This window comes from Kitasatospora sp. NPDC088351 (genome assembly GCF_040685575.1).
In the GTDB taxonomy this organism is placed as follows: Bacteria; Actinomycetota; Actinomycetes; order Streptomycetales; family Streptomycetaceae; genus Kitasatospora.
In genome coordinates this window covers 16930-43611 of sequence record NZ_JBFBIL010000020.1, presented here as the reverse complement: position 1 = coordinate 43611, position 26682 = coordinate 16930, and the positions used below count along the sequence as shown (strand labels likewise).

Here is a 26682-nt window from a genome sequence, read left to right as displayed (position 1 = left end):
TGAGGTGTTGGAGGAGGTCCAGGGCCTGGTAGAAGGTCAGGCCCTGGCCAGGGCTTTTGGGAGGGCCCGCTGTTCGGTGAGGAACAGGTGGGCGGCGCTGACGAGGGTGACGTGGCGGTGCCGGCCGATGCAGGAGCGGCCTTCGAAGTGGTCCAGGCCCAGGCGGGTCTTCAGCTCGCGGTAGCCGTGTTCGATCCGCCAGCGTGACTTCGCCAGCCGGACCAGGTCCTTGGCGGGGATGTCGGCGGGCAGGTTCGAGATCCAGTACTTGACCGGTTCCGCCTCGTTCTCCGGCCACTGGGCGATCAGCCAGGTGAGGGGGATCGTGCCGTCGTGGGCCGGCCTGGGGCGCCGCCCGGCGAGCCGGATGCGCAGGAGGACGAAGTGCGAGCTCATCGCGGCTTTGGAGCCCTTGCGCCAGGTCACGCTCCGCCCGGCCCGGCGTCCGGCGGCCGGAACGTGCTCGCGCGGGGAGACCGGGCGGGAGCGGTGGCGTGGCAGTGGCCGCGGACCGAGGCCTCCGTAGGGCGGCCGGTACGGTTCGGCGTCCTCGCTGTGGGCGGTCATCTCGCCCTTGGCCTGCAGCACGTAGGCCAGGAAGCGGTCCTCCGGGCCGTGACGGAAGTCGGCGTTGGCGCCGTAGGCGGTGTCCGCGACCAGCACGGCGGGCCGCAGCCCCGTGCCCGCGAGCTCGTCGAGCATGTCCAGCGCCAGACGCCATTTCGGCCGGTGGTGCTCGTCCTCGGGGATCCGGCAGGCCGCACGCCGCCCGGCCGCCTGCGGCCCGTCCCATGACTCGGGCAGGAACAGGCGCCAGGACAGCGGGCAGGAAGCGGTGTCGGAGAGCGCGTGGACGCTGACGCCGATCTGGCAGCTGCCGACCTTGCCGAGGGTGCCCGAGTACTGCCGGGCGACCCCGGGCGACGCCTGGCCGTCCTTGGGGAACCCGGTGTCGTCCACGGCCCACACCTCGGGCCGCACCGCCCGCCGCGCCAGCCGGGCCCGCACGTCCCCGACCGACCAGGTCGAGGACGTCATGAACTACTGCAACCGCTGGTGGTCGACTTGCAGCCGCTCGGCCATCGGCTGCATCGACTTGCGCCGGCCTTCCAGCAGCAGCCCCCGCAGATACAGTCCGCCCTTGGCCCGCTGATCACACCGGGCCAAGGGCGCGAACACCTCAGCCGCGAACTCCTCCAACCGACCCCGCCACACCGCAAGCTCCCCAGCCCTCATACGACCGGAGAACTACCGACTACACGATGTGACAAGCCACCTAACAAAGCACTACCAGATGAGATCAAGGCGTCCACATGTAGCCGGGGGTGTCGGACGGCATCGGACCGCCGAGGAAGTGGCTGATCAGGAGGGTCACAGCGAAGTAGGTGAGGAGCAGGATGTTGGCCAGTCCGATGCCCGCCAGGAGGCGGACCGCGGCCGAGGCACGGCCGGTGAGGAGCTCCGTTCCGCGGAAGATGTAGGGGACGGTGCCGCGGGCCTGGGCCTGGTGACGGATCACGACGGCGCCGGTGGAGATGAACAGGGTGACCGCGGCGTAGTACAGCAGCGGCATCCCGTACCAGTGCCCCTCGAACAGGGTGAGGACGGTGGGCTGGGTGGCGTACGAGAAGAAGCCTGTGCTTCCCCAGACGGCCTCGATTGCCCAGTCGACGACGAATCCGGCGGCCAGCGCGGCGGGGAGGAGTCGCCCCCAGCCCCACTGCGGGAAGCGCCGGGAGATGCGGATGGTGAGCCATGCCTGGATCCACACCCAGGTCATCAGGGCGACGAAGCCGAGCCCGCTCAGGCCCAGAAGGGTCTCCGGCTGGCCTGGTGGGCTGTGCCAGCCCGGGATCTGCTCGCCCCAGGTTGCCACGTTGACGGTGTGGCGGTTCACCACGATCGACAGAGCCCGGTAGTTGAACAGAGGCGACTGCCAGAATGCGAGGACGTACCCCAGCAACAGGGCGGCGTCGAAGGTGATCTGCCCGGTGCGGCGGCATTGCCGTACGACGATCCAGGTGTAGACGGCCGCGAGCAGGACGACTACGGCTTGTACCGCCCAGACGGCCGCTTCGCGGGGAGCGGATATGTTGTCGTGGGCGGACGGCACCGCGTGGGCGTCACCCGCGGCGGCCCAGCGGATGAAGATCCATGCCTGCAGGGCGAGGAACAGTGCCCCCAGGGTGGCGAAGACGGTCGCCGGGGTGATCCGGCGGCTGCGTGCCTCTACCGGCGACATCTGCTGTCGGGCCGGTTCGGGGGTGGCGGGTCGTGGGTCCATGCCGGACTCCTAGGTGAGAGCGCGGGTCAGATCTGTCCCGAAGTGCGCGCAGGCGTCGAGGATTTCCGCGGGCCAGGGGGCAGGGGCGAAGGTGCTGCCGTCGCGGTGGACGTTGGCCCACATCTGCTCGCCGCGGGCGACCAGGTTCTCCCGGCCCTCACTGGTCCGGTAGAAGGCGAAGTCGCCCTTCATGAAGTGCAGTCGCACCCAAGGGATGGTGAGCCGCACCAGGATCCGGTCGGCGGCCCAGATCTCCCCGAGGTACTCGCAGGAGGCGGAGGAGGTGAGCATGGTGAGTTCACCGGTGAGACCGCCCATGTAGCGGGGGCAGTAGGCGCAGCCGAAGCGCTCACGGCATTCGCCCTGCCACCTGAAGAGATGGGCGAAATAGACGAAGCCGGCGCCGCTGGTCTCGCCGAAGGTGACGATGTGCTCCATCTCGTACCAGCGGAGTTGTGCTGGGGCGGGGCGGGGCGGGGCCGCTTCCGGAGTCATGGTGCGACCTCCGTGTCCGGGTGTCCGCGGTCCGGCAGGAGCACCGCGTCCAGTGTGGCGAAGACCTGGCAGTGCAGGCCGGTGATTTGGGCGAGGACGGTGCCGTCGGGGGCGAACGCGGTGTACCGGTCCTGCGTGAGCTCTCCGTGCAGACCGATGCCCGCCGGGTGGTGGGTGGCGAGTTCGCTGTCCGGGCCGGGAGTGCGGATGTCCAGGCGGTCGATGCCGGTCGGGGCCTGCACGGCGACCTTGCCGGGACCGGTGAGCCGGAAACAGCAGGTACGGCCGAGGGCGTCGAGGAGCAGGACGGGCAGGACGGCGTGGCTGAAGGCGTCCTCGTGGGCGAGCAGCGGCTGGAAGCGCCCCTCGGCCCGTTCCTCGTCGGCGAGGATGTCGACCGTGTTCCGGAAGACTCCGGTCAGGCGGATCGGTGAGTCGGAGCGGCAGAGGGGGTCGGTCTGCCTGGTCCCGGCAGCCAGGGGCGGGGTGTCCCAGTGCGGTGGTGGCTCCTGCGGGGGGCCCAGCAGCACCTCGAGAGTGGCATGGCAGCGGTCCGAACGCAGCACCCGGCCGCCCGGGGTACGCACATCGGAGAGCACGCGGACCCGGACGGTCCGGTGGGTGGCGGAGTCCTGCGCGGTGGTGTCCTCGGCGACGATGCGGTACTTGGTGGGGCCCGGGGTGCGTGGATCGGCCCGGACGAACTCCTGGAAGCGGATGTCGCGCAGCTGGCGGACCGGCATGCCGGGGTGGAGCCGGCCTGCGGCCTCGGCGGCCATGGCCACCATGGCCATACCCGGGAGTGTCGGCCGCCCGTCGACGAGGTGCTCCAGGAGGTAGCGGTCGTGCCCGGGGCTCAGGGCCCAGTCCCAGCGTGCCCGGCCGGGTGATGTCTCGACGGGTTCGCCGAGCAGGCCGGCCGGGACGCCGCGGGTATCGGCGGTGTCGGTGGCGTCGGCGGTGTCGAAGGTCGCGAGTACCCGGGGGAAGCGGCGCTCGGCGATCTGCCGGTCGTATCCGGTCGTGTAGACGGGGGCGGGCTCGGCCGGGCGGGCCGAGACGAGTTCGGAGAGCCAGTAGGCGCAGCCTTCGGAGTTGCTCACCCCGGTGCGTACTCCCGTGCGCTCCAGGCGTTGGCGGGTCGCCTCGGCGGCGGCCGATCCGGCCTCCTCCCACAGGCCCCAGTTGACGGTCACGGCCGTACCGCCGAGGAGCCGGGACTCGTAGCGTGCCGCGGCGGCGAGGTACTCGCTGCCCGCCGTGTAGTCGGTCTCGCCGGGCAGGCCGAACAGCACGATCGAGGACCCGAAGTTGCACCAGCGCCGGGGCGGCGCGGCGGCGAACGCCGCCTTGAGGTGGCGGTATCCGGCGATCTTGGTGTCCTTGGCGCGCCGGAAGCCGGCCAGTGTCTTCGTCGTGTACTGGGCCGACTCCTGGCTGAACGCCGAGTTCAGCAGGAGGTCGATCCGCGGGTGGCGGGACGTGATGGTGGCGACCACCCGCTCCACGGCGGCCCGGTCGGTGATGTCGCACTGCTGGTAGTGGACCCGCTCCGCACCGCACAGCCTGCGCAGTCGGCGCAGGTTCGTGGCGGCCTCCCGGGCGCGCCAGTTCCGGTCGAAGGTGCGGCTCAGTTCCGCGATCGGGGGCCCGGGGCGCTCGGTGGTGCCGCGTCGGATGAAGTCGGCGCGCAGCTGTGCCTCGTCGCCGTCCGCCGCGTCGAGGAGTTCCGGCGGTACGGAGCCGGGGTCGCTGCGGCCGAGGAGCCAGATCACCGGCCGGTGTCTGCGGGCCAGTTCGGCCAGGGCCACGGCGGCGATGCCGCGGGCTCCGCCCACCGCGACGACCACCGGCTCCGGTCCCAGCGCGTCCACCGGATCGCCGGGGCCCGGTACGGGCAGCGGGGCCGGGCAGAGCAGCTCGGTGTGCCGCAGCCCGCCCTGGTAGTACGCCACCGGGGCGTCGCGGTCTGCGGCACTCTCGGCGGCGAGCTCGTGCAGCGCGCCGTCCAGTGGTGCGTCGGTGACCAGCGCGAAGGCCCGGTCCCGGGGGATCTCCCAGCCCAGGGCGCGGACGAATCCGGTGAACTGCGCGCTGTCGGGGTGGACTTGGAGATCGGGGAGCGGATCGAGCACGGTGACGGCGAAGCTTCCCCGGGTCAGCCGCTCACCGCAGCGTTTGGCGGCGAGCAGAGCGAATTCCAGCAGTCGGTCCAGGGCCGGGTCCTGGAGGTACCAGTCCTCGACGGGGCGGTGGACGGCGGCGAAGACGCGGATGTCGGGGTGCTGGGCGGCGATCCGGTCGAGGACGGCGTCCGCACTCGACTCGTCGGTGATCTCCGGGACCACCGCGGCGACGGAGGGCGGGGTGGCCGGATCGGTGCTCACCAGCAGGGCGCCCGCGGCTGCGGCCGTGCCGGCCAGTTGCGCGGCCAGTCGCGCGGAACCCACCAGTATCACGGACGACGGGGGGACGGCCGCTCCCGCCTCGGCCGCCGGCCGGGCATCGCTGCGCCGCAGGGCGATCGCGCCCCGGCTGCTGCGTGCCGGATCGCCGTCGTGCTGCCGGGAGCCGGGCGGGGTGAGCGTGACGAGCAGGCCGGGCGAGGCGCCGACCGACTCGGCCCGTTCGCCGCGGACGAGGCGGCGCAGCAGCTCGACGGCGCCCTGCGCGCCCAGGTAGTCATGGCTGTCCGCCGTGGGCCGGGCGGTGTCGTTCGCCTCACGCAGTGTGGTCGTCGTGAGGTGGGCCAGCACGGGCCAGCCCCGCTCGCGGGCGACCGAGGCCCGGGTGAGGGCGAGCAGGAAGGCGCCTTCGGCGAGCCGGGCCCGGTCGGACTCGGTGAAGTCCGCGGTCTCCGGGGTGGTGGAGCTGTTCAGCGCCAGTACCAGGGCCAGTTTCATCCGTCGTTGCCGCAGGTGGCGCGCGGCGACGTGGAGGGCGGTGAGAGCCGAGGTGGCGCCGCTGTCGATGGACATGGTGGGGCCGTGCAGGTCCCAGCGGTTGGCGATGCGGTAGGCGGCCAGGTCGGGAACGCTGCCGGTGAGCGACTCGTCGGTGATCCGCTGCCTGGCGCGTACCTGTGCCAGTACCGCGTCGAAGGCGGCCTGCTCGTCGTCGTTCCACGGCACGGCCTCCAGGTCTCCCGAGGCCGCGCGGACGGTGGCGTCGGCCCAGCTCTCGGAGGGGCCGTAGTGGGCGGACAGGATGCCGGTGTCCTCCCGCAGGCCGTCCCACAGTTCGCCGTGCTCAAGGACGAACCGGTGCGCGACGTCCAGGGCCATGCGATGGCTGCGGTCGATGACCTCGGTGACGACCGGGGGCAGCCGGGTCGCGGCGAAGTCCGACGCCGGGTAGGCGTCCCCGAAGCCGTGCGGGGGCGGGCCCTCGCCGGTGGCGAGCCAGTGGTGCACGTCCTCCGGCTCGGGCCGGCCGGGCAGCCAGGCGCTCCACGCGGTGAGCACCAGCGGGTCGTCCTGTTCCCGCTGCGGCCGGGACCCGTCGTGTGCGGGGGCCTGCGGACGGTCACGGACCAGCAGGTGGGCGTTGGCCCCGCCGACTCCGGATCCGCTGATCCCGACCACCCGCGGCCGGTCCCCGGCGGGCCAGCTGACATCCCCGGTCGGTACGTGTACCAACGTACCGGCGAGTGCCGGGTGCGGGGTCGTGAACCGGCGCTGGCCGGGGATCGTACCGTGTTCGAGGGCCTTCACCGCATGGATGACGGAGAGGCCGCCGGCCGCCCAGGCGGCGTGTCCGAGCAGCGACTTGTTCGAGGTGCACAGCAGGCACCGGCCGGGCCCTGCCGCGTCCACCAGGCCGTCGATCTCCACCTGGTCGCCCTTGAGTGTGCCGGTGCCGTGTGCGATCACCCACGAGACGTCGTCCGCCGTCACCGTGCCGTCGGCCCAGGCAAGCGTAATGGCGCGGCGGAGCCCGTCGGGGTGGGGCGTGGATATGGTCGTGCCGCGTCCGTCGGTGGCCAGACCCGTGCCGCTGATCACCGCGAGCACCCGGTCGCCGTCCGCGACGGCCCGGTCGTACCGCTTGATGGCGATCATGGTGGCGGCCTCGGAGAACAGCGTGCCGTCCGCGTTCGCGTCGAAGGCCCGCACATCCCCGCTCCCGGACATGCCCTGGAACTTGGCCGCGGTGACCGCCATGAGCCGGCCGATGCCGTTGAGCGATCCGCAGTAGGCGATGTCGCAGTCACCGGCCAGCAGACTCGCGATGCCGAGGTCGACGGCGTACAGGGAGGAGGCGCAGGCGGCGGTGACCGCCAGCCAGTCGCTGTCCTCGGGGAGCAGCCCGGTCGCCGCCCGGCGCACCACCAGATCCGGCAGTACCAGACGCGGGCGGGGGCTCGCGTCGGTGTAGCGGCCACGCAGCCGGGTGAGCAGCCGTTGCTCGTACGCGGTGCGGGCGGCGCTCCCCGAGGCCAGTCCACGTGCCATGTGGCGTGCCAGGTACGAGGCCAGCAGGGTGTCCTCGGCGGCCAGCGTGGCCCCCGTCCAGGTCGCGACGTAGCAGCCCGCGCGCCGGCCGGGGCGCGGGCCGGCGCCGTCCAGCGCCTGAAGCAGGCAGTGCCGCAGCCACAGCACCTCGCTGTCGCTCGGCCCCCAGTCGCCGCGCTCGATCTCGGCGGCGAGGACGGGATGGGGGCGGAACCCGGAGATGTACCCGCCGTCGCGGCCGAAGGTGCGGTCCTCGGCCTCTGGGTCCGGTGAGTGGATGAGGTCCCCGTCGAAGCGGACCGGCGGGCGGAACCGGCGCTCGTCCGAGGTGAGGACCCGCCACACCTCCTCGGGGCTGTTCGCGCCCGGTGCGACGGCCCCCATCCCGACAACCGCGACCGAGCGGTCCGCAGGTCCGGTACGCGATGTCATGATCCGTCACCTTCGGCCGCCGGTCGCCCTGCCGCGAGCTGCCGGAGCAGCTCCGCGACCTGGCCGACGGTGCGGTAGGAGGCGACCCGTACCTGTTCGGGCGGCGTCGGCAGGCGGAAGAGGTCCAGGAGACGGACGAACGCCTGGGTGTGCTTGAGGGACGAGACCCCCAGTTCGGCCTCCAGCTCGGAGTCCTCCTCGATGACCTCGACGGGGTACTGGAGGGCGTCGGCGTAGACCTGCCGGATGCGCGTGACGAGCTCGTCGTGCGGAGGCAGCCCGGCGGCTGCGGACTCTGCGTCCGTGGCCTCGGCGGTTGTGGCCGCGGGCACGGCACCCGGGTGAGGCGTGAGATCAGGCACCGGTCCGGGTGCGGTGCCGGCTGTTGCGGGTGCGGTGCCCGGCGGCTCGGACGCGGGCAGGACCGGGCCGGCCGGTGTCGGCGGGGCTTCGTCGGCCGGTGCCCCGAGGGCGACGGGCTTCGCGTCGACGGCCCCGTCCCCCGAGAGCAGCGACCCGACGCGCTCGCGCAGCACCGACGCCGCCGCCCGTCCGGGCAGGAGGGGGACCGCGCTCGCACCGGCCGGAAGATTCGCGGACACCAGGTCGCTCAGCACACTGCGGGCACCGCACTCGACGAACGTCGCGACGCCGTCGCTGTACAGCCGCGTCAACGTCTCCCGGAAGCCGACGGGCAGGATGAGCAACCCGTCCAGCAGTTCCCGGACCTCCGCCCGGCTGGACAGGTACCGGCCCAGCTGCGGCGAGTACACCGGCGTCGTGGGTGGCCGGATCGGCACATCCGCGGTGGCCAGCGCGAACCGGTGGGCCGCCGCGGCCAGCATCGGGTTGTGGTAGGCGCCGGGAATGCCGAGCACAGTGGCCTTCACCCCGGCCGTCCCGGCCAGTTGCCGTACCACGTCGACGGCGTCGGCGCGCCCGGAGACCACCACCTGGCGGGGGCCGTTGTCGACGGCGACGGTCAGCGAGCCGTCGCCCGCGGCGCCGCACAGGTGCCGCGCCCGGTGGACATCGGTGTCGAGGGCGAGCATCGCGCCCGGTGGCAGGTCTGCCTCGGTCACGGCCTTCAACCGTTCGCAGAGCAGCCGCGCACCGTCCGCGACGCCGAGCGCACCCGCGACGACCAGCGCCGTCACCTCGCCGCTGCTGTGTCCCAGGAGGACATCGGCGCGGACACCGGCCTGTTCGAGGATGTCGGCCAGCACGAGGGAGGTGGAGTAGAAGCCGAGCCACAGGTGCTCGGGGCCTTCGGGAGTCTCGGGGCCCTCGGGGGTCCTGGGGATCCGGGCGTCGGTGCTCTGCAGCAGCAGTGGCGAGACCGGCCCCCAGCCGTACTCGGCGGCGGCCTTGTCCACCTCCTTCAGGAGCATGCGATGCTCCTGGATCCCGTTGGCATGTGGCCGGAAGGCGCCTGCCAGGTGCGCCCCCGGACTGGTGAACATCCATGCGGATCTCGCCATTTCGGACTCCGCTTTTCCTGAATACCGGGCACTGGGGCAGAGGGGAGAGCAGTGGATCGCCCCGGGCGACCGGTAGCCCACGCAGCTGCTGTACGGGAGGACGCTCGAACGGTGCGTTCTCCGTCCGCCGGGGCCGCTCCTCCTCCGAGGGTCGATACCTGCCAGTAGACGGCGGCGGCCACCCGGGCACAAGGAGTTCGGCGGACGGATACGTTGAGGGCGTTGCATGTTGTGAACTTGTGAAATCGGCCGGGTGCGGGACGGCGTTCCAGGCCGGGTCCGGCGGATTGCCGCCCGGGGCCCGGCACCCCTTTCATATCGGCGGTTCGAGCGGCGAGGCGCTCTTGAGGTCGTTGCCTCCTCCGGTCGCCGCGAAGGGTGGCGGGCCGTGCCCGAGCAGGGAGAACGCCATGACCGCACGCCCTCCCAACGTCCGGCTGCGCGCGTTGCTGGACGAGGCCTCCTGGACGGGCCGGGGTCTGGCCGAGGCCGTCAACGGCGCGGGCCGGGAGAGCGGCCTGGTGCTCACCTACGGCCGGGCCGCGGTGTGCCGCTGGCTGGCCGGTACCCGGCCGCCCGCGCGGATCGCGGTACTGGTCGCCGAGGTGCTCACCCGCCGGATCGGGCGACCGGTCGCGATCGCGGAGACCGGCCTGACCGGTCTCACGGGCCTCACCGCCCCGGAGGGTGCGGTTCCGGTCCTCGGCGACCGGTGCGGCGTGCGCCAGCTGGTCGAACTGTGTGCTGCCGACGCCGATCCCGCCCGTCGCCCCGCGTTACGTCACACCGTCTACCACGAGATCCAACTCGCCGCGCCCAGCCGGGCCGAGGAGACGCCCGCGAGGCCGGCGGCAAGGAACCGGCCGGGGCCGAGTACCCGGTTCGGGCTGTCGCGGGCCGAGATGGTGGAGACGATGACCGCGATGTTCTCCCGGGCGGACGCCGCTTTCGGGGGCGGCCACACCCGTACCGCCCTGGTCGCCTATCTGGCGGGCGACGTCACGCTGTGGCTGCGGACCCACCGTGCCGCGACCGTTCCCGACCGCCTGCTGTCGTCCGCCGCGCTGCTGGTCTGCCTCGCCGGGTCCATGTGCTCCGACGAGCACCTGCACGGGCTTGCCCGCCGTTACCAGCTCGCCTCCCTCGGCCTGGCCCGCGAGAGCGGGGACGGTGTCACCGGCGCGATCGTGCTTCGCGGTATGAGTGAACACGCCTACGGTCTGGGCCACTTGCGCGAGGCCCACCTCCTCGCCGAGCGCGCCGCCGAACAGCACAGCTGGACGGCCCACATGACGGCCGCCTTCCTGATCGGCCAACTCGCCGTGACCACGGCGGCGAACGGGGACCGCGACCGCGCGCTGGCCCAGCTGCGCGAGGCTGAACGCCACCTGGCGAAAGCCGATCCCGGCGACAGTGGCCCCGGTGCCTACCATCCGGCCCAACTGGCCCGTCATCAGGCCGAGGTGCTGACCTCGACCGGCGACGTCACCGGTGCGATCGGCGCCCTCAAGCGGTCCCTCCGCCACCACCCGCCGTCCGAGCGGCGCTCCCGCGCCCTCACCGCGGCCCGGCTGGCCGAACTCCAGATCCGGGTCGGCCTGATCGAGGCGGCCTGCGTCACCGCGCAGGGTTTCTGCCGGGACTATCCCTGTCTGCGCTCGGCCCGCGTGACAGCCGCCCTGGAGCTGCTCCGCGCCTGCCTGGCGCCCTACCGCCGCACCGCGGCCGCCCGCGCCATGCTCGACCGGCTGGCCGCTTCCGCCGAGGCCTCGCCGCGTCCGGCCGGGGCGTGGGCGGCGTAGCCCCCGGCGTGCGGGGGCGGGGGCCGGCGTCGACCGGGCATTCGAACGCCGGCTCCCTTGATTGGCCGTACCCGGCGTGACGGGCGATGGCCCCGGTCACATGCTGGAGACGCGGACATCCCCGCGCGGCATCCCTTCGTGCACCCGTCAGCCGGTGTGCGGCCCACGCGCTCCCACGGTGGGGAGGGCGCGAAGCCGGCGGTACGGACCCCGGCGGTTCCGCCCGAAGCGGCCGCCGGCCACCGCCCGACCCCGGGGCGTCCGCGTCCGAGGCCCCGTCGTCCCGCCGGAGCCCGCGAGCTTCCAGGAGCCAGCCAGATGACCGCCATTGCCTATGTGAAGATCCACCCCGCGATCGGTGTCGCGCGGGTGGGCAACGGTGACACGTTCTTCTACGGACCGGAGACACCGGACGAGCCGCCCAGGAGCCCGGGCTCCTACAAGGAGGGCACCGGCAGGATCAAACGGCAGGCGGCGCGCTTCCGCGTCTACGGCTACGACAAGGACGGCAAGGTCGTCCGGGAGATCCTGGACGGACAGGGCGGTGCCGGTGTCGAGTGGACGGTCCACCTGGCCAACCGGAAGGCGGCCTGGTACAAGTTCTCGCTCGCGCTGGACATCCCCGAGGCCCAGAGCCTGTCGCAGGACCAGTACGAACGGCGCAACAACGCGCTCGCCAGGGACGTGCTGACCATCGACCCGGGCCCCCGGACGATCACGGGGGCGGGCCGGAGCGGCCAGAGCTTCGACACCGGGAAGATCAACAACATCCCCGTCCACCTGGGAGAGCTGCGGACCGACGACAAGGGCCGGCTCGTCGTCCTGGGCGGCAGGGGCAGCTCCGCCTCGTTCACCAGCCCGCCGTCCCCGCTCACCACCTTCGGCAACAACGAGGGCTGGTACGACGACATCTCCGACGGTCCGGTGACCGCCGAGGTCACCATCGACGGCACGTCGGTGGAGGTGAAACCGGCCTGGGTGGTGGTCGCACCCCCGAACTACGCGCCCGACGTCAAGGGCATCGTGACGCTCCACGACCTGCTGTACGACCTCTTCGTCCAGACCGGTGACCTGCCCGCCCCCACCACGGTCGTCTTCGACGAACACATCAAGCCGCTGCTCCAGCGGTTCAACGGACACCAGTGGGTCAACCAGGGCTTCGCCGCCGAGTACGGCTGGAACGGCCCCAACGACTTCACCTCGCCCGGACTGCTCGCCGTCCTCGGCAGCAAGAAGGACCAGTACCACGACCTCCGCCAGCGCGTGTACTACCAGATGCGCAGCTACGACCGGGACGGCCTGTCCCCGCTGCCCTGGCCCTGGCTCTACGGGGACGCCATGGCCGTCCCCGCGAAGTCCCCCCGCCAGTACGGAGTCCTGACGACGACCCAGGACCAGATGCTCGCCCAGTGGGTGGACGGGAACTTCGACGACAAGACGAAGCACACCGCCTACCAGTCGCTGGACGGCGCTCCCGTCGAGCTGCAGCCCGGGCTGCTCGACCGGGCCGCCCTGGACTACTGTCTCGCCGACGCCTTCCACCCCGGCTGCGAGGTCACCTGGCCGATCCGCCACGACACCCTCTACGCCGAGCCGTTCCGGATCAGCCACCGCCCGGACGACGATCCCGAACCCGACTACGGTCAGTACCTCCTGCCGGAACGCGCGTTGTCGGCCAACGGCCCCCTGCACGCCCAGATGCCGGGCGGCCTCACCCGCTGGATGGGCGTCCCCTGGCAGACCGACACCGCGAGCTGCCGCTCCGGCTACGAACTCCGGGCCAACATCGGCCCCCGCTACAGCCCCTACCTGCCGTCCTTCTGGCCGGCCCGGGTGCCCAACCACGTGCTGAAGAAGACCGACTTCGACATCGTCAACCAGGCCCCGAACGGCACCATCACCGAGGACCGGCGTGAAGAGGCCTTCGTGAAGCGGGCGGTGTGGCTGCGGTTCCTGAGCCCGGACAAGCAGACCGGCCTGCGGAACATGGTCGACAACTGGTCCAAGTTCGGCGTCGTCGAGACCAACCCCTACACGGTGGACGACAAGTTCCCGAAGGCGATCCTGGTGGAGTCCACGCCCGACCCCTCGCTCGGCCCGGTCGACGACCGCCAGAACCTCGTCAACATCCATGTGCGCGAGGCCGGTCACCCCCGGCTGGCCGAGGAGCAGCGCGCCACCGTCGAGCAGCACGCGGCCGACGAGGTCGCCCGCACCAGCGTGTTCCGGCCCGAGGAGATCTCGGCCGGCTACCTCGCCAAGGTCGACCCGTTCCGGGACACCCGGTGACCACGGCGGCGGCGCCCACCGAGAGCCGCACGGCCCGCCGGTACGACACCGACCCGTACGCCGACCCGGACACCGACCCGTACGCCGACCTGTACGACGGTCCGTACGCCGAACGGTACGGGACCGACCGGTACGACGCCGTCGTCGCGGGCGGTGGCCCGGCGGGCGCCGCCGCCGCCCTCACCCTGGCCCGGGCCGGACGCACCGTCCTGCTCGCCGACGCGGGCGGCGGCCCGTCCAAGACCGGCGAGTCCCTCGTGCCCGCCGCCCGGCTGCTCCTCCACGACCTCGGCGTCGACATCCGGTCGCTCGACGCCGATCACCGCCCCTGCCGCGCCACCCTCTCCGCCTGGGGCTCACCGCACCTGCACCGGACGGACTTCATCACCGACCCGTACGGGCACGGCTGGCACCTCGACCGGCCCGCCTTCGACCGCCTGCTGCGCGCCGCCGTCCGCACGCACCGGGCGGACGTCGCCGAACGCGCCACGGTCACCCACCCCGCCCCCCACCCCGGCGGCGGATGGCAGGTGACCGTACGCGCCGACGGTGCGGCCCGCCCGGTGCGCTGCCGGTGGCTGGTCGACGCCACCGGCCGCCGCGCCTCGCTCGCGACCAGGTGCGGAGCCCGCCGCCACCGCTACGACCGGCTGATCGCCGTCCACCTGCGCCTGACCGCCGGCCCCGCCGACAGCGAGGGGGCCTCGCTCGTCGAGTCCGCCCCCGACGGCTGGTGGTACACCGCGCCCCACACCCCCGCCCACCGGCTCGTCACCTACTTCACCGACACCGACCTCGCCCCGCCCGGCCTCGGCCACCCAGGGGCCTTCCTCGACCGGCTCGCCGCCACCCGCCACACGGCCCGGCTCGCCGTCGGCCGCTCGCCCCTCGCGGGGGCTTCACCGCGCCGCTGCGCCGCGCACACCGCGCGGCTGGAGCCGCTCGCCGGCGAGGGCTGGATCGCGGCCGGGGACGCGGCGATCGCCTTCGACCCGCTCTCCTCGCAGGGCATCCTCACCGCCCTCTACTCGGGTCTCTGCGCCGGCCAGGCGATCGACGCCCGGCTCCGCGGCGAGGCCGGCGCGCTGGACGGCTACGCGGCGCGGCTGGGCGAGACCTTCGACGCCTACCGGTACGGCCACCGCCAGATCCACATCGGCGAGGAGCGGTGGCACAGCCGCCCGTTCTGGCAGCGCCGGCGGTCCCCGGGTGGGCCGGGTTCCCTCGCCCAGTTCATCTGACGCACCGTCAATCTCCTTTTACCTGAAGACGTGAGGAAACATTCATGGACATGCCTCCGGGCAGCGACCCGCTGAAGATGCAGCACCGGTTCATCCTGCTCGGGCGGAGCACGCAGTTCGCCTACCACCTCTCCCTGTTCCACGTACCGGCCCACGCGTTCCAGTTGATGTTCCGGCCGGAGCTCGACACCGCGGCGCGAACGGCCTACATCGATGACCTCAACTCCCCGGTCCCCCCGGGCAAGCGGCGCTACCACTCCCTGTTCACCAGCGCCGACGACCCCTTCCGCCTCGGCGACCTCGCGTCGGGGGCCAGGGCGTCCTTCACCGCACAGGTCGAACGGGTGCTGGCCGACACCACGACCGGCGGCCGCGAGTTCCAGACCCTGCTGGACGGCACCGGCAGGCCCGTCACCACCACGGTGAAGGTCCAGCCGCCCGGCGTCCGGTACTTCGAGCCGATCGGCACCACCGACTACCCGCCCCACTTCACCGGACTGCTCTTCGGCACGACCACCGAGACCTACCTCGCGCACCGGCTCGCCAGGCCCGACCACTGGGACGAGGTGCGCGAGGTCACCGCTCTCACCCCCGCGCCGACCCAGGCCGCGCTGGACGAGGTGCCCCTGGTGACCGTCGCCACCGTCCGCGACACCCTTCAGGAAGGTGTCGGACTGGACCAGCAGCAGAGCCCGTTCGCCGAGAAGACCACCTACCGGGCGACGCTGACGCCACGCTCCGGCGGGACGCCCACCGACCTGTCCTTCGCGACCGGCGAGCAGCGCTGGTGGAACAGCACCAGCCTCAACACCGCGAAGCCGTAGCGGCGGCGGAGGGCCGGACCCGTCTGCGCCGACGGGGCGGGGTGGGGCGGCCCGGGTTGCGGGCGCCGAGGGCCCGTCCGGACCCCTGTTGCTTCCGGGGGAGGTGCCGGACTCCCGGACGGAATGACGGAGATGTCATTCCGGTGATTTCATGCGGTGGCGATTCCGGGCCGATCGTCGGGCCGGGCCTCACGGCCGGTACCTGCCGCCCGCGCGGCACCGCCCGGCCGCCGTGTGGTGCGGATCACGGCAACGGTGGTGGGCGGGCGGACAGGACGCGGTGTGGAGAAATCGATTCGAGCCCGGATACGGGCCGGGGACGCGGTGGCGTTCGGGCAGACGTACACCCTGCAGAGCGGCGGCGACGACCTCGTCAGGCTGACCGTCCTGGAGTCGTACAAGCCGGTCGACGCGGCCCAGTTGCAGCGTGACCTGGACCGGCTCGGCGCCCGCACCCACGTCTACGCCGGCGAGCCCGACTGCCACGCCCCCGAGCCGGAGAGCCCCGCCGACCCGCCGGGCGACGGCGACGGCAACCCGGACTGGCTCGCCACCCACGGCTGGAACATCGAGAGCGAGGGACTCAAGCACGTCCTGACCATCCGCCCCAGCGCCATCCCGGCCGGCGTCCAGCTCTACATCTACCTCCCCATGGCCAAGGTCGACCCGGCCAACGGCTTCCGTGAGATGGAGGCCAACCTCATGAAGACCCCCGGCCCCACCTGCATGCCCAGCAAGACCTACAGCAACCCGCTGGCCAGCCTGTTCCCGACGCCGCCGCCGACGCCCTGAGCCGCGCTCCCCGGCGCCGCCGGCGATGGTGCCGGGGAGTTGGCGGATCAGGCCGTGCCGGGCAGCCAGCCGTTCTGCACGGCGCGCGCGCCCGCCTGGAAGCGGCTGCGGGCGTCGAGGCGTTCCATCAGGTCGGTGGCGATGCGGCGGGCCGTGCGGGAGGAGACGCCGAGGCGCTTGGCGATGGCGTCGTCGGTGTGGCCGTCGGCGAGAAGGGTGAGCGCGGTGTTCTCCTGGGCGCTGAGTCCGTGCTTGTCCAGCGGGGTGGCACTGCCGAGGGGCTGGGCACCGGCCCAGACCGTCTCGAACAGGGCGCAGAGGGCGGTCAGCATGCCCTGCCCGTTGAGGACGACGGCGCCGGCGGCGGTGTCGTCGCTCTGGACGGGGATGACGGCGGTCGTCCGGTCGACGACGATCATCCGGGTGGGCAGCACCGGCACGGTGCGGACCTGACCGCCGTGCGAGGCAAGCCAGTTGACGTAGTCCACGGTGTGCGGACTGTTACGGACGCTGTCGAGGTAGACGGTGCGCATCCGGATGCCCCGCTCCAGGAGCGTCTGGTTGAGGGGTTTGGCGGCCTCGATGTTCTCGGGCTTCTGCCCGCCGTCGGGGGAGAAGGTCATGACCTCCTCGCGCATGCCGCGGGTGAGTGAGGCCAGGCGGTCGCGGATCTGGTCGAGGCCGACCAGGTGCTCGACGTCGGGGTGGCCGGTGCTGGGGCGCAGGTCGGCGTACTCGGCGATGAGCTGGGCGGCGGCCGCCCGGGAGGCCTCGATGCGCAGCTGCTGGGCCGCGAGTTCGGCCTGCTGGCGGGCCATCAGGATCTCCATCCCGATGTCGGGGGAGACCGCGCGCAGCTCGCCCTGCCGTTCGGCGGAGGGGCGGAGCAGGGACAGCTCGCTGAGCGTGTCCAGCGCCGCTCTGACCTGCTGCTCCGGGAGCGAGAGGCGTAGGGCGAGGGCGTCCACCCCGTCGTGCGGGCGGGCGAGCATCGCGCGGTAAACGGTTTCTGACGTGCTGTCCAGGCCAAGTGTTGTGAGCACCTGCCGCCCCCCCGGTAATAAATCTTGTTCGAGTCGCACGCGATCATTTCATATGAGGCATCCCCGGGCCAGCGTGCTGGACGGTTCAGGCCAAGGGGAAAGCCGCCCGAGGGGCGCCCCGGAAGCGAATTGTCCCGTTCGGCGGCCTCGCTCCAGATGTCATGGCTACATCACCTTGTGGCCCCGCCGCGCACCGGCCGTTGTCCGCTTCCGGCAGCGCGGGACGGAACGGTCCAGGGACGTTTCCGTCCACCGGAGAACTCTTCCGGAGGGCTGGAACTGGAACCAAACTGGTGATCGCCGGCAGGGAGCACCGCCCGAACGGCACACCGGTCGAAGCGTCACCGCGGGACGCGAGCACCGGAATCCATTGCCACGTCGCATCCGAAGGGGATACCACCATGTTCCGTACCGTCACCGCCAGGGCCGCCGCGGTCGCCGCCCTCGCCCTCGCCCTCTCCGGTCTGGTCCCCGCCCTCGCCGCCGCCGAGCAGGCCACCCCGGCGCTGCCCGCCGCCGCGACCGGCACCCCCGTGCCGACCGGCATCCCCACGACCGTTCTGGCCAGCGACATGATCTGGGGCTGACCGCCCGCCCCGTCCGTCCGCAGGTCCCCGCCGACCGGCTGCTCCTGCAGGGCAGCCGTCCGCCACCGCGCAGTGTCCACTGCCCCGGGCCGGACCTTCAGCGTGGAAAGCCCAGCGCCGAAAGCCCTGTTCCGCACGCGCTGTTCCGCACGCGCTGTTCCGGAATACCCCGCCCTGAATTCGCAGCTCCGAAATGCCCCGTTCCGGCCCGTCCTGATCTGAAGAGGCCGGCTCTTTTCCGCCCGTAGAGGAGAACAGTCATGTCTCCGAAGCCTTCCAGGACCCTGCGTATCGTCCTGGCCGCCGCCTCGTCGCACGCCTCCTACGCCGGGTACGAGTTCAGCGGTTCCGGGGTCTGGCACCGGACGATCCCCTACCCCTACTTCGCCGGCCACGGAACCTACTTCCCGGTTCACGACAACGGCGTCGTCGACAGCCCCACCGCACCCGGGCTGAACGACAACCCGGCGGCGCTGCCGCCCGGAACGCTGGTCAAGGCGCCGGGCGGTTCGACGGTCAAGGTCATCGTCGACGGTGCCGGCCTGGCGATCACCGGCTCGGACGTGACCGCCGACGGCTACGACCTCTCGAAGATCGTCAACGTCACCGATGCGTCCTTCAACGCGCTCGCCGGCGCACCCTCGGCCGGGACGGTGGTCTACAACCAGGCGGGCAACGACCCGAGCCGCTACGTGACGGTCGGCGGCACCGCGCTGCCGATCAGCGCCGCGGAGTGGACCGCCAACGGGTATGACATCCGGCCGTTGATGGGTGTTCCGGGGCAGTGGCTCGCGGGTCGGGCGGGTGCGGTGATTCCGAACCGGACGATCGTGCGGGATGCGGCCGGTGGGAACTCGACGATCTATGTGACGGCCGGTGGGGTGGCGGTGCCGCTGAGCGGCGCGGACTACACGGCCTTCGGGTACGACCAGCTGCCGCTGCGTGGTGTTCCGGGTGCGTGGCTGTCGCAGGCGGCGGCGAAGGCCGCTCCGGTGAACGGGACGCTGCTGGTCTCGCCGGACAGCACGACGGTCTGGCTGGTGACCGGTGGGGCGAAGAAGGGCCTGACGGCCGCGGACTTCGGCCCGGGCAAGTACAGCCTCGACGACGTGGTGCGGGTGCCCACCGCGCTGACCGCGAAGCTCCCCACCGTCCAGTAACCGCACCCCCGCAGCGCCGCCCGGCCCTTCCGGCCGGGCGGGCCGAACCTATCGCGTGAGGGCGCGGTCGTGCCGCCGGGCCGGGAAAGTCGGACTATTGCGCGCCGGTCCAGGTGGCTTTCAACTCCTGCCAGCGGACCGACTGTTCGGGGGTCAGGGTGCCCCGGAGTTCGGCCAGTTTGAGGAGCTGGGCCTCGGTTTCGGCGCCCAGGGACTGGGCCTCGGCGCGGTAGTGGTCGGTGAGGAGGGCGTCGAGTTCGGCGTCGGTCATGGCGGGGGCGAGGCGCTGGGCGAGTTTGGCCATGTTGCGGTAGGAGCCCTGGAGACGGAACGGGGGTTCGGTGCGGGTGCGGTCGTCCTGGGCGGCGGATGCGATGTAGGCGCGGTTGACCGTCAGGACCGTCTCGCGCAGCCGCAGCAGGCCGGCCAGGACGGCGGTCATCCGGTCGGTCTCGGCGGGCGGCCAGGGCCGGCTGAGCTCGCCGGGGGCCGGTTCGCCGGCGGCGCGGCGCAGCAGGGTGTCCAGGTCGGCGCGGTCGGCGGTGGCCAGCGGGGCGAGGTGGGGGCTGGCGGTGAGCGCGTTCTCGACGAAGCTCAGCGCGAAGAGGTCGGTGCGGCCCGCGATGACGTCGCCGAGGTTCCAGACGTCGGCGCGGTTGGCCAGCATGTCGGGCAGCCGGAAGAGCCGGCCGGTCTCGGTGTACGGGTTGGCGGCCATGACGACCGCGAAGCGCTTGCCGCGCAGGTCCCACTCGCGGGCCCGGCCGTCCCGGACGCCGTCGACGCGGCGCTGGGCGTCGCAGAGCGGGATGAACCGTTGCAGGAACTCGGCCGAGGTGTGCTGGATGTCGTCGAGGTAGAGCAGCACGTTGTTGCCCGCGTGGAGGGCGAAGTTGAGCTTCTCGACCTCGCGGCGGGCGGTGGCGTTGGGGGCCTCGGCCGGGTCGAGGGAGGTGACCCGGTGGCCGAGGGCGGGGCCGTCGACCTTGACCAGGAGCAGACCGAGCCGTTCGGCCAGGTACTCGACGAGGGTGGTCTTGCCGTAGCCGGGCGGGGAGACGAGCAGCAGCAGGCCGCTGCGGTCCGCCGGGGCGTGGCTGCCGGGGGCCTGGGCCGTGCCCAGCTGCTTGGCGAGGTTGTCGCCGACCAGCGGCAGGTAGACCTCGTCGATCAGCCGGTTGCGGACGAAGCCGTTGAGCGGTGCCGGGCGGTACTGCTCCAGCCGGAGCCGGTCGTGCTCGGCGGCCAGCAGGTCGGTGCGCAGGCGCTGGTAGGCGCGGTACGCCGGGACGTCGTGGGTGGTGAAGTCGGCCGCCCGGGCGAGGAGTTCGTCCAGTCTGAGGTCGAGGCCGCCGCCGGGGAGCCGGGGGTGGTCGCCGAGCAGGCCGGTGAGCCGGGTGGTGACGGTGCCGCCCGCGGGGTAGCGGGGGAGGCCGGGGCAGAGCAGCGTGGCCGCCGCCTCGGCGAGGTCGTCGGCGGCGGCCCGGACGCCGGTGGCCGCGGTGCCGGCCTCCAGCCAGGCGTGCGCGAGCTGGCGCCGGGCGGGGAGGAGGGCCGGGTCGTCGGGCAGGGCGGCGAGGGCCTCGGTGAGGCCGGTCGCCTCGGGCGCGGCGTGGAACTTGTCGAGTAGCGCGGTGACGGCGGGCGGGGTGGCGAAGGCGAGGTCGGCGCGGGCCAGTTCCTCGACGAGGTAGCGTCCGGCGGGCTCGGCGGCCTGGGTGAACTCTCCCACGGCCGCGTCCAGTTCACGGGCCAGTGCGTCCAGCGCGGGGACCGGCCCGAAGGCGCTGCGGGCCAGCCCCAGCGAGCGGGCCCGGGTGCGCCAGACCAGCCGCTGCCGTTCGTCGGCGCCGTACGCCCAGTACAGCTGTGCGGCGGCGCGCGCCCCGGCGGGGTGGCGCAGCAGGCCGGCCTCGGCGTGCAGTCGCAGCAGCGCGCGGAGGATGGTGGTGGCGTCGTGGTCGTGGACGCCGCGCTGGTAGCCCTCGTCGTGCCGCTGCTCGGCGGCCCGGCGGACGAGTTCGTCCAGCGTGCCGTCGGCGGCGGCCTCGTGCAGCGGGTCGAGGCCGTCGGACTCGGCGGCGAGCAGCAGGCCGGCGGCGAGGTACTCGCCCCGGTAGATCCGGGCGCTCTCGGAGACCAGCGGCTGCTCCCAGTACCGCTCGGTGGCCGCGAAGGCGGGGTCGGTGACGGGGGAGCGGTAGTCGGTGCCGGTGAGGGCGAAGGCGGGGCGGCCCTGCCAGGGGACGAAGGTGAGTTCGGGCCGCTGGGTGGTGACGGCGAACAGGTGGCGGCCGAGCCGCAGGGTGCCGGGGCCGTCGCCGGCGAGGTCGGCGCGGTCGCGCAGGGCCCGGTGGGCCTGGCCGCGGGCGGCGCGGAGCCGGCCGGCCAGCTCCTCGGACCGCACCTGGTCGCCCGACGCGGCCAGCTGGGAGCAGAGTTCGCGCAGCTTGACGGCGGTCGGGTCGGCGGCGAGCGCGGCGTCGATCTCGGCCGCGGTGGTGAGGGCGGCGAGGCGGCGGCGCAGGGTGTCGAGGATGCGGTCGCCGGAGGCGGCCAGCCGGTCGGCCCGGCGGGCCCGGTCGTCGAGCAGGTGCTGGCGGCGGGTGGTGAGCGCGTCGTGGATCTCGGTGCGGCGGTCGGTGAGGTGTTCGGTGAGCGCCGGGTCGGCGTCGGCGAAGCGGGTCTCCAACTGCTCGATCCGCAGCAGGAGTCGGCCGAGCTGGTCGTCGCAGGCCTGCGGGGTGTCGGCGGCGGCGAGGGCGGCGGTGGTGGCCTGGGCGAGCAGGGCCGTCTCGGCGGCGAACTCGGCGGCGGCCTCGCGGGTGCGCAGTTCGCGGCGCCGGGTGGTGAGGGTGGCGCGGGCCCGGTTGAGCAGGCCGAGGACGTCGGCGAGCCGGTCCAGGATGCCGGTGCGGGTGGTGGCGTCGGCGAGGTCGAGGGTGGTGACCAGTTCGGAGACGGTCTGCAGGGCCTCGCTCTGCGCGGTCAGTTCCTCGCCGAGCGGTCCGGTCCCGGCGGCCGTGGTGAGGGCGGCGCAGGTGTCGGCGAGTGCGGTGGCCCGCTGCCGGTGGCCGGTGAAGGCGTCCGGCTCGGCGAGGTGGGTGACGGCGCGTTCGGCGGCCTCGGTCAGGCCCCCGGCGAGGTGGGCGGCGAGCCGGTCGATCCGCTCGGGGTCGGCGCGCGGCAGGTCGCGCAGGGCCTCCACCCGGCCCTGGGCCCGGCGCAGGGCGGTGAGCCGGTCGACCCAGGCGGTGGCGTCGGCGAGGGTCTCGCCGCGGACGACCCGGAGCAGGCCTTCGACGTGTTCGGTGGCCTGTTCGGTCTGCCGGGCGGCGTGGGCGGTGAGTTCGGCGACGGTCTCGTACTCGGCGATGACCTGCCGGGCGGTGTCGCGGATCTCGGCGAGCGGCCGGTGCAGGTCGCCGAGGCCCGGTTCGCCGAGCCAGTGGTGGCGGTCGGCGGTGCGGGTGCAGGCGGCCAGGACGGCCTGGTGGCCGGCCGGGGTGTCGGCGCCGGCGGCGGCCAGCCGGGCCAGCGAGAGGCAGTCGGCGAGGCCGCGGACCAGGTCGGCGTTGCCGATCCGGGCGAGCGGCCCCGCGCCGGCGGGCTGCGCGGCGGCGTACCGCTCGCTGGTGAACGGCGTCTGCCAGAGCTGCACCGGGTGGAGCCGGGTGGGCCCGTCGGTGTTGGGGCGCAGGGCGGTGAGCGTGCCGTCGTCGAGCAGCGCGAAGCCCTGGCAGAGCAGCGGGGCGGCGGCCTCCTGGCGGACGCTGTTGTAGGGGAGCAGCAGGGTGCGGCCGTCGGCGGGGGCGCGGAAGACGTACAGCACGTCCTCGCCGTTGGGCGCGGCGATCGTCCGCTCGTAGGCGAGCCCGTCGACCGGCTGGTCGAAGGTGCGGACGGTGCCGTCGGCGAGGTGGCAGCCGCCGGGGAAGGCGACGCCCTGGTCACCGGGGAGCCGCAGGCAGGCCTGGCCGAGCGCGTCGATCCGGGTGACCCGGCCGGTGGGCAGGTGGCAGACCAGGTGGCGGACGGTCTCCTCCTGGTAGGGGCGGACCCGTACCAGCAGCAGGGTGCCGATCCGGGCGTGGGCGATCTGCGCGTCGGCGAGGGTCTGCAGTGCCTCGTCCAGCGGCTCCCGGTGGAGGAGGTCGCCGGCGGGGGTGGTGAGGGTGAGGGTGCCGCCCTCGGTGGCGAGCAGCAGGTCGCCGCCGAGGGAGACCCGGGGCGGCCGGCCGGGGAGCTGGTCGTCCCGGGTGAGCGCGGTCCACCCGACCTGCCGGCCGTCGGCGGGGGTGTGGTCGCGTTCGCCGTGCCCGTCCAGGTAGGCGGGGGTGTCGCCGTCGCCGGTCCGCCAGCGCAGCACGCGGACGTCCCCGGCGGCGGGGCCGGTGCGGAAGACGGCGAGCAGACGGCCGCCGACCGGGCGCAGCTGCTCCAGCCGGGCGTCGCGGTAGTAGCGGTGGAGTTCGGCGACGTCCTGCCGCAGCCGGGGGTCCGCCAGGAAGGAAGCGGCGGACGGCGATCCGGACGGTGCTCCGGGCTGCGTCTCGGACGGCGGGCCCGCCTCGGTGAGGTCGGGGTGGTGCAGGGTGAGGACGTCCTCGACGCCGGGCGGGCCGCCCGCGGCCGCGCCGTCGGCCGGCCGGTGGCCGAGCAGCAGCAGGCCGCCGGCCGCCGTGAGGTCCCGGGCGACGCAGGCCCGGGCGGTGGTGAGCCGGCCGGTGCCGGTGAGCCGCAGCTCGCGCCCGCCGAACTCCTCCGCCCGGCGGGCGTTGAGCTCCCCGGCGCGCTCGGCCAGTTCGGCGGCGGCCCGGGCGAGCCGGTCCCGCAGCACCTCGTAGGTGCCGGCGTCGAGCCGGGTACCCGCGTCGGGCCGTGCGCCCGTGTCGAGGACGTCCACGCTGGTCTCTCCCCTTGCCGCGAGCGCTACTTGGAACCGTTGGCCGCGGCGAGCGCCGCGATCGGCGTCTCGGCGATGCCCAGCTTCTGCGCGGAGGAGAGCAGTTGCCGCAGCTGACCGGCCTGCTCGCCGGCCCCCGAGCCGATCAGCTTCATCAGCAGCGCGGACACGGTGAGGTTCTGCACATCGGCGGTGGAGACGGAGGACAGCACCCGGGTGAGGTCGTCGGTGAAGCTGGCGCTGCCGTCCAGCCACGGCCCGGCCAGGGCGCGCGCGGTGTCGGAGTGGGCGACGAACGCGTCCACGCTCTTGCCCGCCGTCACCGACTGCACCAGGCGGTCGAAGAAGATCCCGTCCCCGCCGACGATGTCGATGTTGGCCTTCTCCAGCCCGGCCGCGACCAGCGTGGCCTGCGCCTCGGCGATCTGCCGCTGGGTGTCGAGACCGGCCAGCCGGACGTCCTTCTCGGCGGCCAGCCGCAGCCGGTACTCCTCGTGCCCGCGGGAGGCCTCGTCCAGCCTGGCCATCGCGGCGGCCTTCTCGGTGAGGCCCTCGGCCTCGGCTTTCAGCTTGGCGCCGATCTCCAGCGCGGCGGCCTGCGCCTTCTCGGCCAGCACGACGGCCTCGGCGCGGCCGACCTTCTCGATCGCGGCGGCCTCCTGCTCGCGGACCTGCACCTGGGCCAGGCCCTCGGCGGCGGCCTCGGCCCGGATGCCCTCGGCGAGCCGGATCTTGGCGGCCGCGTCCAGCTCGGCGGCCTGCTGCCGGGCCTCGGCCAGCAGCAGCGACTCGCGGGCCTTGTGGCCGGCGGCCTGCTCGGCGGCCTCGGCGGCCTTGATGTCCTTGACCAGCTTCTCCTGCGCCTCGGCCTCGGCCTGGATGACCACGGACTTGCGCATCCGCTCGGCCTCCTCGACCGCGCGCAGCGACTTGATCGACTCCTCCTGCTCGGCCACGGTCCGGTCCACCGCGACCCGCTCGCGGACCACGTCGGCGATCTCGCGCTTCTGCGACTCGACCTCCTTGTCCTTGGCGATCCGGGCGAGTTCGGTCTCCCGGTCGCGGCCGATCACCTCCAGCAGGCGGTCCTTCTCGATCCGCTCGGTCTCCACGGCGATCACCCGCTCGCGGTTCTTCTGCGCCACCGCGACCTCACGGGCCTGGTTCTCCCGCTGGACGCCGAGCTGCTCCTCCGTCCGCAGGAAGGCGCTCTGCGCGTTGAGCCGCTCCTCCTCCTGGACGCGGGCGACCGCGGCCTCCTCCTTGGCCCGCAGGGTCTCGATCTCCCGGCGCTGGCGGATCTCGGCGTCCGCCTGACGGCGCTCCAGTTCGAGGACGGCCTCGCGGGCGTCCACGTTCTGCCGGGTGATCTCCTTCTCCTCGGTGCGCTGGTACTCGTTGGTGCGCACGTGCTCGATCGCGGTCAGCTCGGTGATCTTGCGGATGCCCTGGGCGTCCAGGATGTTGTTGGAGTCCAGCTGGTTCATCGGGGTCTGTTCGAGGTGGTCGATGGCCGCGTCCTCAAGGGTGTACCCGTTGAGGTCGGTGCCGATCACCGCGATGATCTGGTCCCGGAACTCGTGCCGGTGGGTGTAGAGATCGGTGAAGTCGAGCTGCTTGCCGACGGTCTTCAGCGCCTCCGAGAACTTCGCCGCGAAGAACTCCTGCACCGCGTTCGGGTCGCTGGCCCGCACGGTGCCGATCGCCTGGGCGACCTTGATGACGTCCTCGACGGTCTTGTTCACCCGGACGAAGAAGGAGATCCGGATGTCGGCGCGGATGTTGTCCCGGCAGATCAGGCCGTCCCGGCCGGTGCGGTGGATCTCCACCGTCTTCACCGAGATGTCCATCAGCTCGGCCTTGTGCAGCACCGGGAGGACGATCGTGCCGGTGAAGGTGACGTCGACCTTCTTCGTCCGGGAGATGATCAGCGCCTTGCCCTGCTCGACCTTCCGGAAGAGCCGGCCGACGAACAGCAGCATGGCGAGCACGATGAGCAGCACGACGGCGACAAGTACGCCGAATCCCACAGCGATGGTGTCCATCACGGTGTCCTTTGCAGAAGAGGTCTTGCGAAGAGGCCTTGCGGAGAAGCTCTGCGGAGAAGGCGGGGTGGAGCGGGTCGGGTGGAGCGGGCCCGGTGGAGCCGGGCGGGGTCAGCGGCCGGGGTGCGCCGGATCGAACGGCGCCACCAGGAAGTGCTCGCCGTCGGCGTCGTAGTCGAAGATCAGGGCCGTCCGGCCGGCCGCGAGGCCGGGCTCGTCGGTCAGTGACCTGACCTGGACGGTGGCGGTGGAGCCGTCGTCGGCGGTGACCTCCGCCTGCCCGAAGTCGGCCGTCACCCGGCCGGTGCGGATCACGCAGACCCGGCCGACGAAGTCGCCGCGGGTGGCGGGCCGGTCCTCGGGGAAGAGCCGCGAGATCGGTTTCAGCAGCAGCCGGGTACCGGTCCAGGACGCCGCCAGGGCGACCACCAGCACACCGGCGCGCTCGACGGCCCCCGAGGTGAGGGCGGAGCCGGCCAGGCTGACGAACCAGGCGAGCGCGACCAGCAGCGAGACCGCCACCGTCACGGGTACCCCGCCCAGTCCCAGCCCGGCCACCGTGCCCCCGTGGTGGCCGGCGTCGTCGCCCCCGTGCGGGACGCCGTCGTGGTGGCCGACACCGTGCCCCACATGCGGGGCGCCGACGTGGGGATCGACGCCATGTCCCCCGTGCAGGGCGTCGACCCCGATGCCACCGAGTACGACCAGCAACCAGTACCCGATGACCACCACCAGCGCGAAGCTGAACAGCGCCGCCGGAAAGCCCAGCGCGGCCTCGACGAATCCCCCCATCGCGCCCCGCCCCCCGTGCTCTCTCCGGCGGCGCCACCTCGGCGCCACGGAGATC

General features: G+C 73.1%; 15 protein-coding genes and 1 pseudogene. 7 read left to right on the top strand and 9 right to left on the bottom strand.

What is annotated here, in order from left to right:
• Positions 1-36: 36 nt before the first annotated feature.
• The 5 genes and pseudogenes from AB0P06_RS16885 to AB0P06_RS16865 form a co-directional block, all read right to left on the bottom strand.
• Positions 37-1236 (bottom strand): annotated as a pseudogene (locus AB0P06_RS16885) (IS701 family transposase).
• Positions 1237-1300: 64 nt separating this feature from the next.
• Positions 1301-2284 (bottom strand): spirocyclase AveC family protein, encoded by a 984-nt coding sequence (locus tag AB0P06_RS16880; protein ID WP_363608050.1) that lies wholly within the window; start codon positions 2282-2284, stop codon positions 1301-1303.
• A gap of 9 nt (positions 2285-2293) precedes the next feature.
• Positions 2294-2779 (bottom strand): thioesterase family protein, encoded by a 486-nt coding sequence (locus AB0P06_RS16875; RefSeq protein ID WP_363608049.1) that lies wholly within the window; start codon positions 2777-2779, stop codon positions 2294-2296.
• On the bottom strand, positions 2776-7665 hold the full coding sequence (locus AB0P06_RS16870) for an SDR family oxidoreductase (protein WP_363608048.1): 4890 nt from the start codon (positions 7663-7665) through the stop codon (positions 2776-2778). The genes AB0P06_RS16875 and AB0P06_RS16870 overlap by 4 nt, the downstream gene beginning before the upstream one ends.
• Entirely contained in the window at positions 7662-9056 is a 1395-nt protein-coding gene (locus AB0P06_RS16865; protein WP_363608047.1) for an acyltransferase domain-containing protein, read from the bottom strand. Before AB0P06_RS16865 ends, AB0P06_RS16870 begins: the two co-directional genes overlap by 4 nt.
• A gap of 500 nt (positions 9057-9556) precedes the next feature.
• On the opposite strand from AB0P06_RS16865, the gene AB0P06_RS16860 reads away from it, so the two are divergent.
• The 5 genes from AB0P06_RS16860 (at position 9557) to AB0P06_RS16840 (ending at position 16094) form a co-directional block, all read left to right on the top strand.
• Positions 9557-10948, top strand: a complete 1392-nt coding sequence (locus AB0P06_RS16860) for a hypothetical protein (protein WP_363608046.1) — start codon at positions 9557-9559, stop codon at positions 10946-10948.
• 318 nt (positions 10949-11266) lie between these two features.
• Positions 11267-13237, top strand: coding sequence for a LodA/GoxA family CTQ-dependent oxidase (locus AB0P06_RS16855; RefSeq protein ID WP_363608045.1), 1971 nt, complete (start codon positions 11267-11269; stop codon positions 13235-13237).
• On the top strand, positions 13234-14478 hold the full coding sequence (locus AB0P06_RS16850; protein WP_363608044.1) for an FAD-dependent monooxygenase: 1245 nt from the start codon (positions 13234-13236) through the stop codon (positions 14476-14478). Before AB0P06_RS16855 ends, AB0P06_RS16850 begins: the two co-directional genes overlap by 4 nt.
• A gap of 44 nt (positions 14479-14522) precedes the next feature.
• Positions 14523-15302, top strand: a complete 780-nt coding sequence (locus AB0P06_RS16845) for a hypothetical protein (protein ID WP_363608043.1) — start codon at positions 14523-14525, stop codon at positions 15300-15302.
• A gap of 282 nt (positions 15303-15584) precedes the next feature.
• Positions 15585-16094: a hypothetical protein gene (locus tag AB0P06_RS16840; protein ID WP_363608042.1), complete on the top strand. Its 510-nt coding sequence runs from the start codon at positions 15585-15587 to the stop codon at positions 16092-16094.
• Positions 16095-16141: 47 nt separating this feature from the next.
• Here the strand turns inward: AB0P06_RS16840 and AB0P06_RS16835 are convergent, their stop codons facing one another.
• Entirely contained in the window at positions 16142-17137 is a 996-nt protein-coding gene (locus tag AB0P06_RS16835) for a LuxR C-terminal-related transcriptional regulator (RefSeq protein WP_363608041.1), read from the bottom strand.
• A gap of 401 nt (positions 17138-17538) precedes the next feature.
• Here AB0P06_RS16835 and AB0P06_RS16830 point away from each other — a divergent pair, with 401 nt between their 5' ends.
• On the top strand, positions 17539-17724 hold the full coding sequence (locus AB0P06_RS16830) for a hypothetical protein (protein ID WP_363608040.1): 186 nt from the start codon (positions 17539-17541) through the stop codon (positions 17722-17724).
• Between the two features lie 260 nt (positions 17725-17984).
• Complete coding sequence (locus AB0P06_RS16825) at positions 17985-18884, top strand: hypothetical protein (protein ID WP_363608039.1); 900 nt, start codon at positions 17985-17987, stop codon at positions 18882-18884.
• 94 nt (positions 18885-18978) lie between these two features.
• Here the strand turns inward: AB0P06_RS16825 and AB0P06_RS16820 are convergent, their stop codons facing one another.
• From AB0P06_RS16820 to AB0P06_RS16810, 3 genes are all read right to left on the bottom strand, one after another.
• Positions 18979-23790, bottom strand: a complete 4812-nt coding sequence (locus AB0P06_RS16820; RefSeq protein WP_363608038.1) for a DNA repair ATPase — start codon at positions 23788-23790, stop codon at positions 18979-18981.
• Between the two features lie 26 nt (positions 23791-23816).
• A complete protein-coding gene (locus tag AB0P06_RS16815; RefSeq protein WP_363608037.1) occupies positions 23817-25835 on the bottom strand; it encodes a flotillin family protein in 2019 nt (672 codons plus the stop codon).
• 111 nt (positions 25836-25946) lie between these two features.
• The gene (locus AB0P06_RS16810; protein ID WP_363608036.1) at positions 25947-26627 is read right to left on the bottom strand and encodes a hypothetical protein; all 681 of its coding nucleotides are present in this window, start codon (positions 26625-26627) and stop codon (positions 25947-25949) included.
• Between the last annotated feature and the right edge of the window lie 55 nt (positions 26628-26682).

Bases quoted from the DNA above. Each gene is read 5' to 3' on its own strand.
- AB0P06_RS16865 (WP_363608047.1), bottom strand. From the start codon at position 9,056: ATGCTCCTGAAGGAGGTGGACAAGGCCGCCGCCGAGTACGGCTGGGGG.
- AB0P06_RS16875 (WP_363608049.1), bottom strand. From the start codon at position 2,779: ATGACTCCGGAAGCGGCCCCGCCCCGCCCCGCCCCAGCACAACTCCGC.
- AB0P06_RS16810 (WP_363608036.1), bottom strand. From the start codon at position 26,627: ATGGGGGGATTCGTCGAGGCCGCGCTGGGCTTTCCGGCGGCGCTGTTC.
- AB0P06_RS16880 (WP_363608050.1), bottom strand. From the start codon at position 2,284: ATGGACCCACGACCCGCCACCCCCGAACCGGCCCGACAGCAGATGTCG.
- AB0P06_RS16830 (WP_363608040.1), top strand. From the start codon at position 17,539: ATGTTCCGTACCGTCACCGCCAGGGCCGCCGCGGTCGCCGCCCTCGCC.
- AB0P06_RS16815 (WP_363608037.1), bottom strand. From the start codon at position 25,835: ATGGACACCATCGCTGTGGGATTCGGCGTACTTGTCGCCGTCGTGCTG.
- AB0P06_RS16860 (WP_363608046.1), top strand. From the start codon at position 9,557: ATGACCGCACGCCCTCCCAACGTCCGGCTGCGCGCGTTGCTGGACGAG.
- AB0P06_RS16855 (WP_363608045.1), top strand. From the start codon at position 11,267: ATGACCGCCATTGCCTATGTGAAGATCCACCCCGCGATCGGTGTCGCG.
- AB0P06_RS16845 (WP_363608043.1), top strand. From the start codon at position 14,523: ATGGACATGCCTCCGGGCAGCGACCCGCTGAAGATGCAGCACCGGTTC.
- AB0P06_RS16825 (WP_363608039.1), top strand. From the start codon at position 17,985: ATGTCTCCGAAGCCTTCCAGGACCCTGCGTATCGTCCTGGCCGCCGCC.
- AB0P06_RS16870 (WP_363608048.1), bottom strand. From the start codon at position 7,665: ATGACATCGCGTACCGGACCTGCGGACCGCTCGGTCGCGGTTGTCGGG.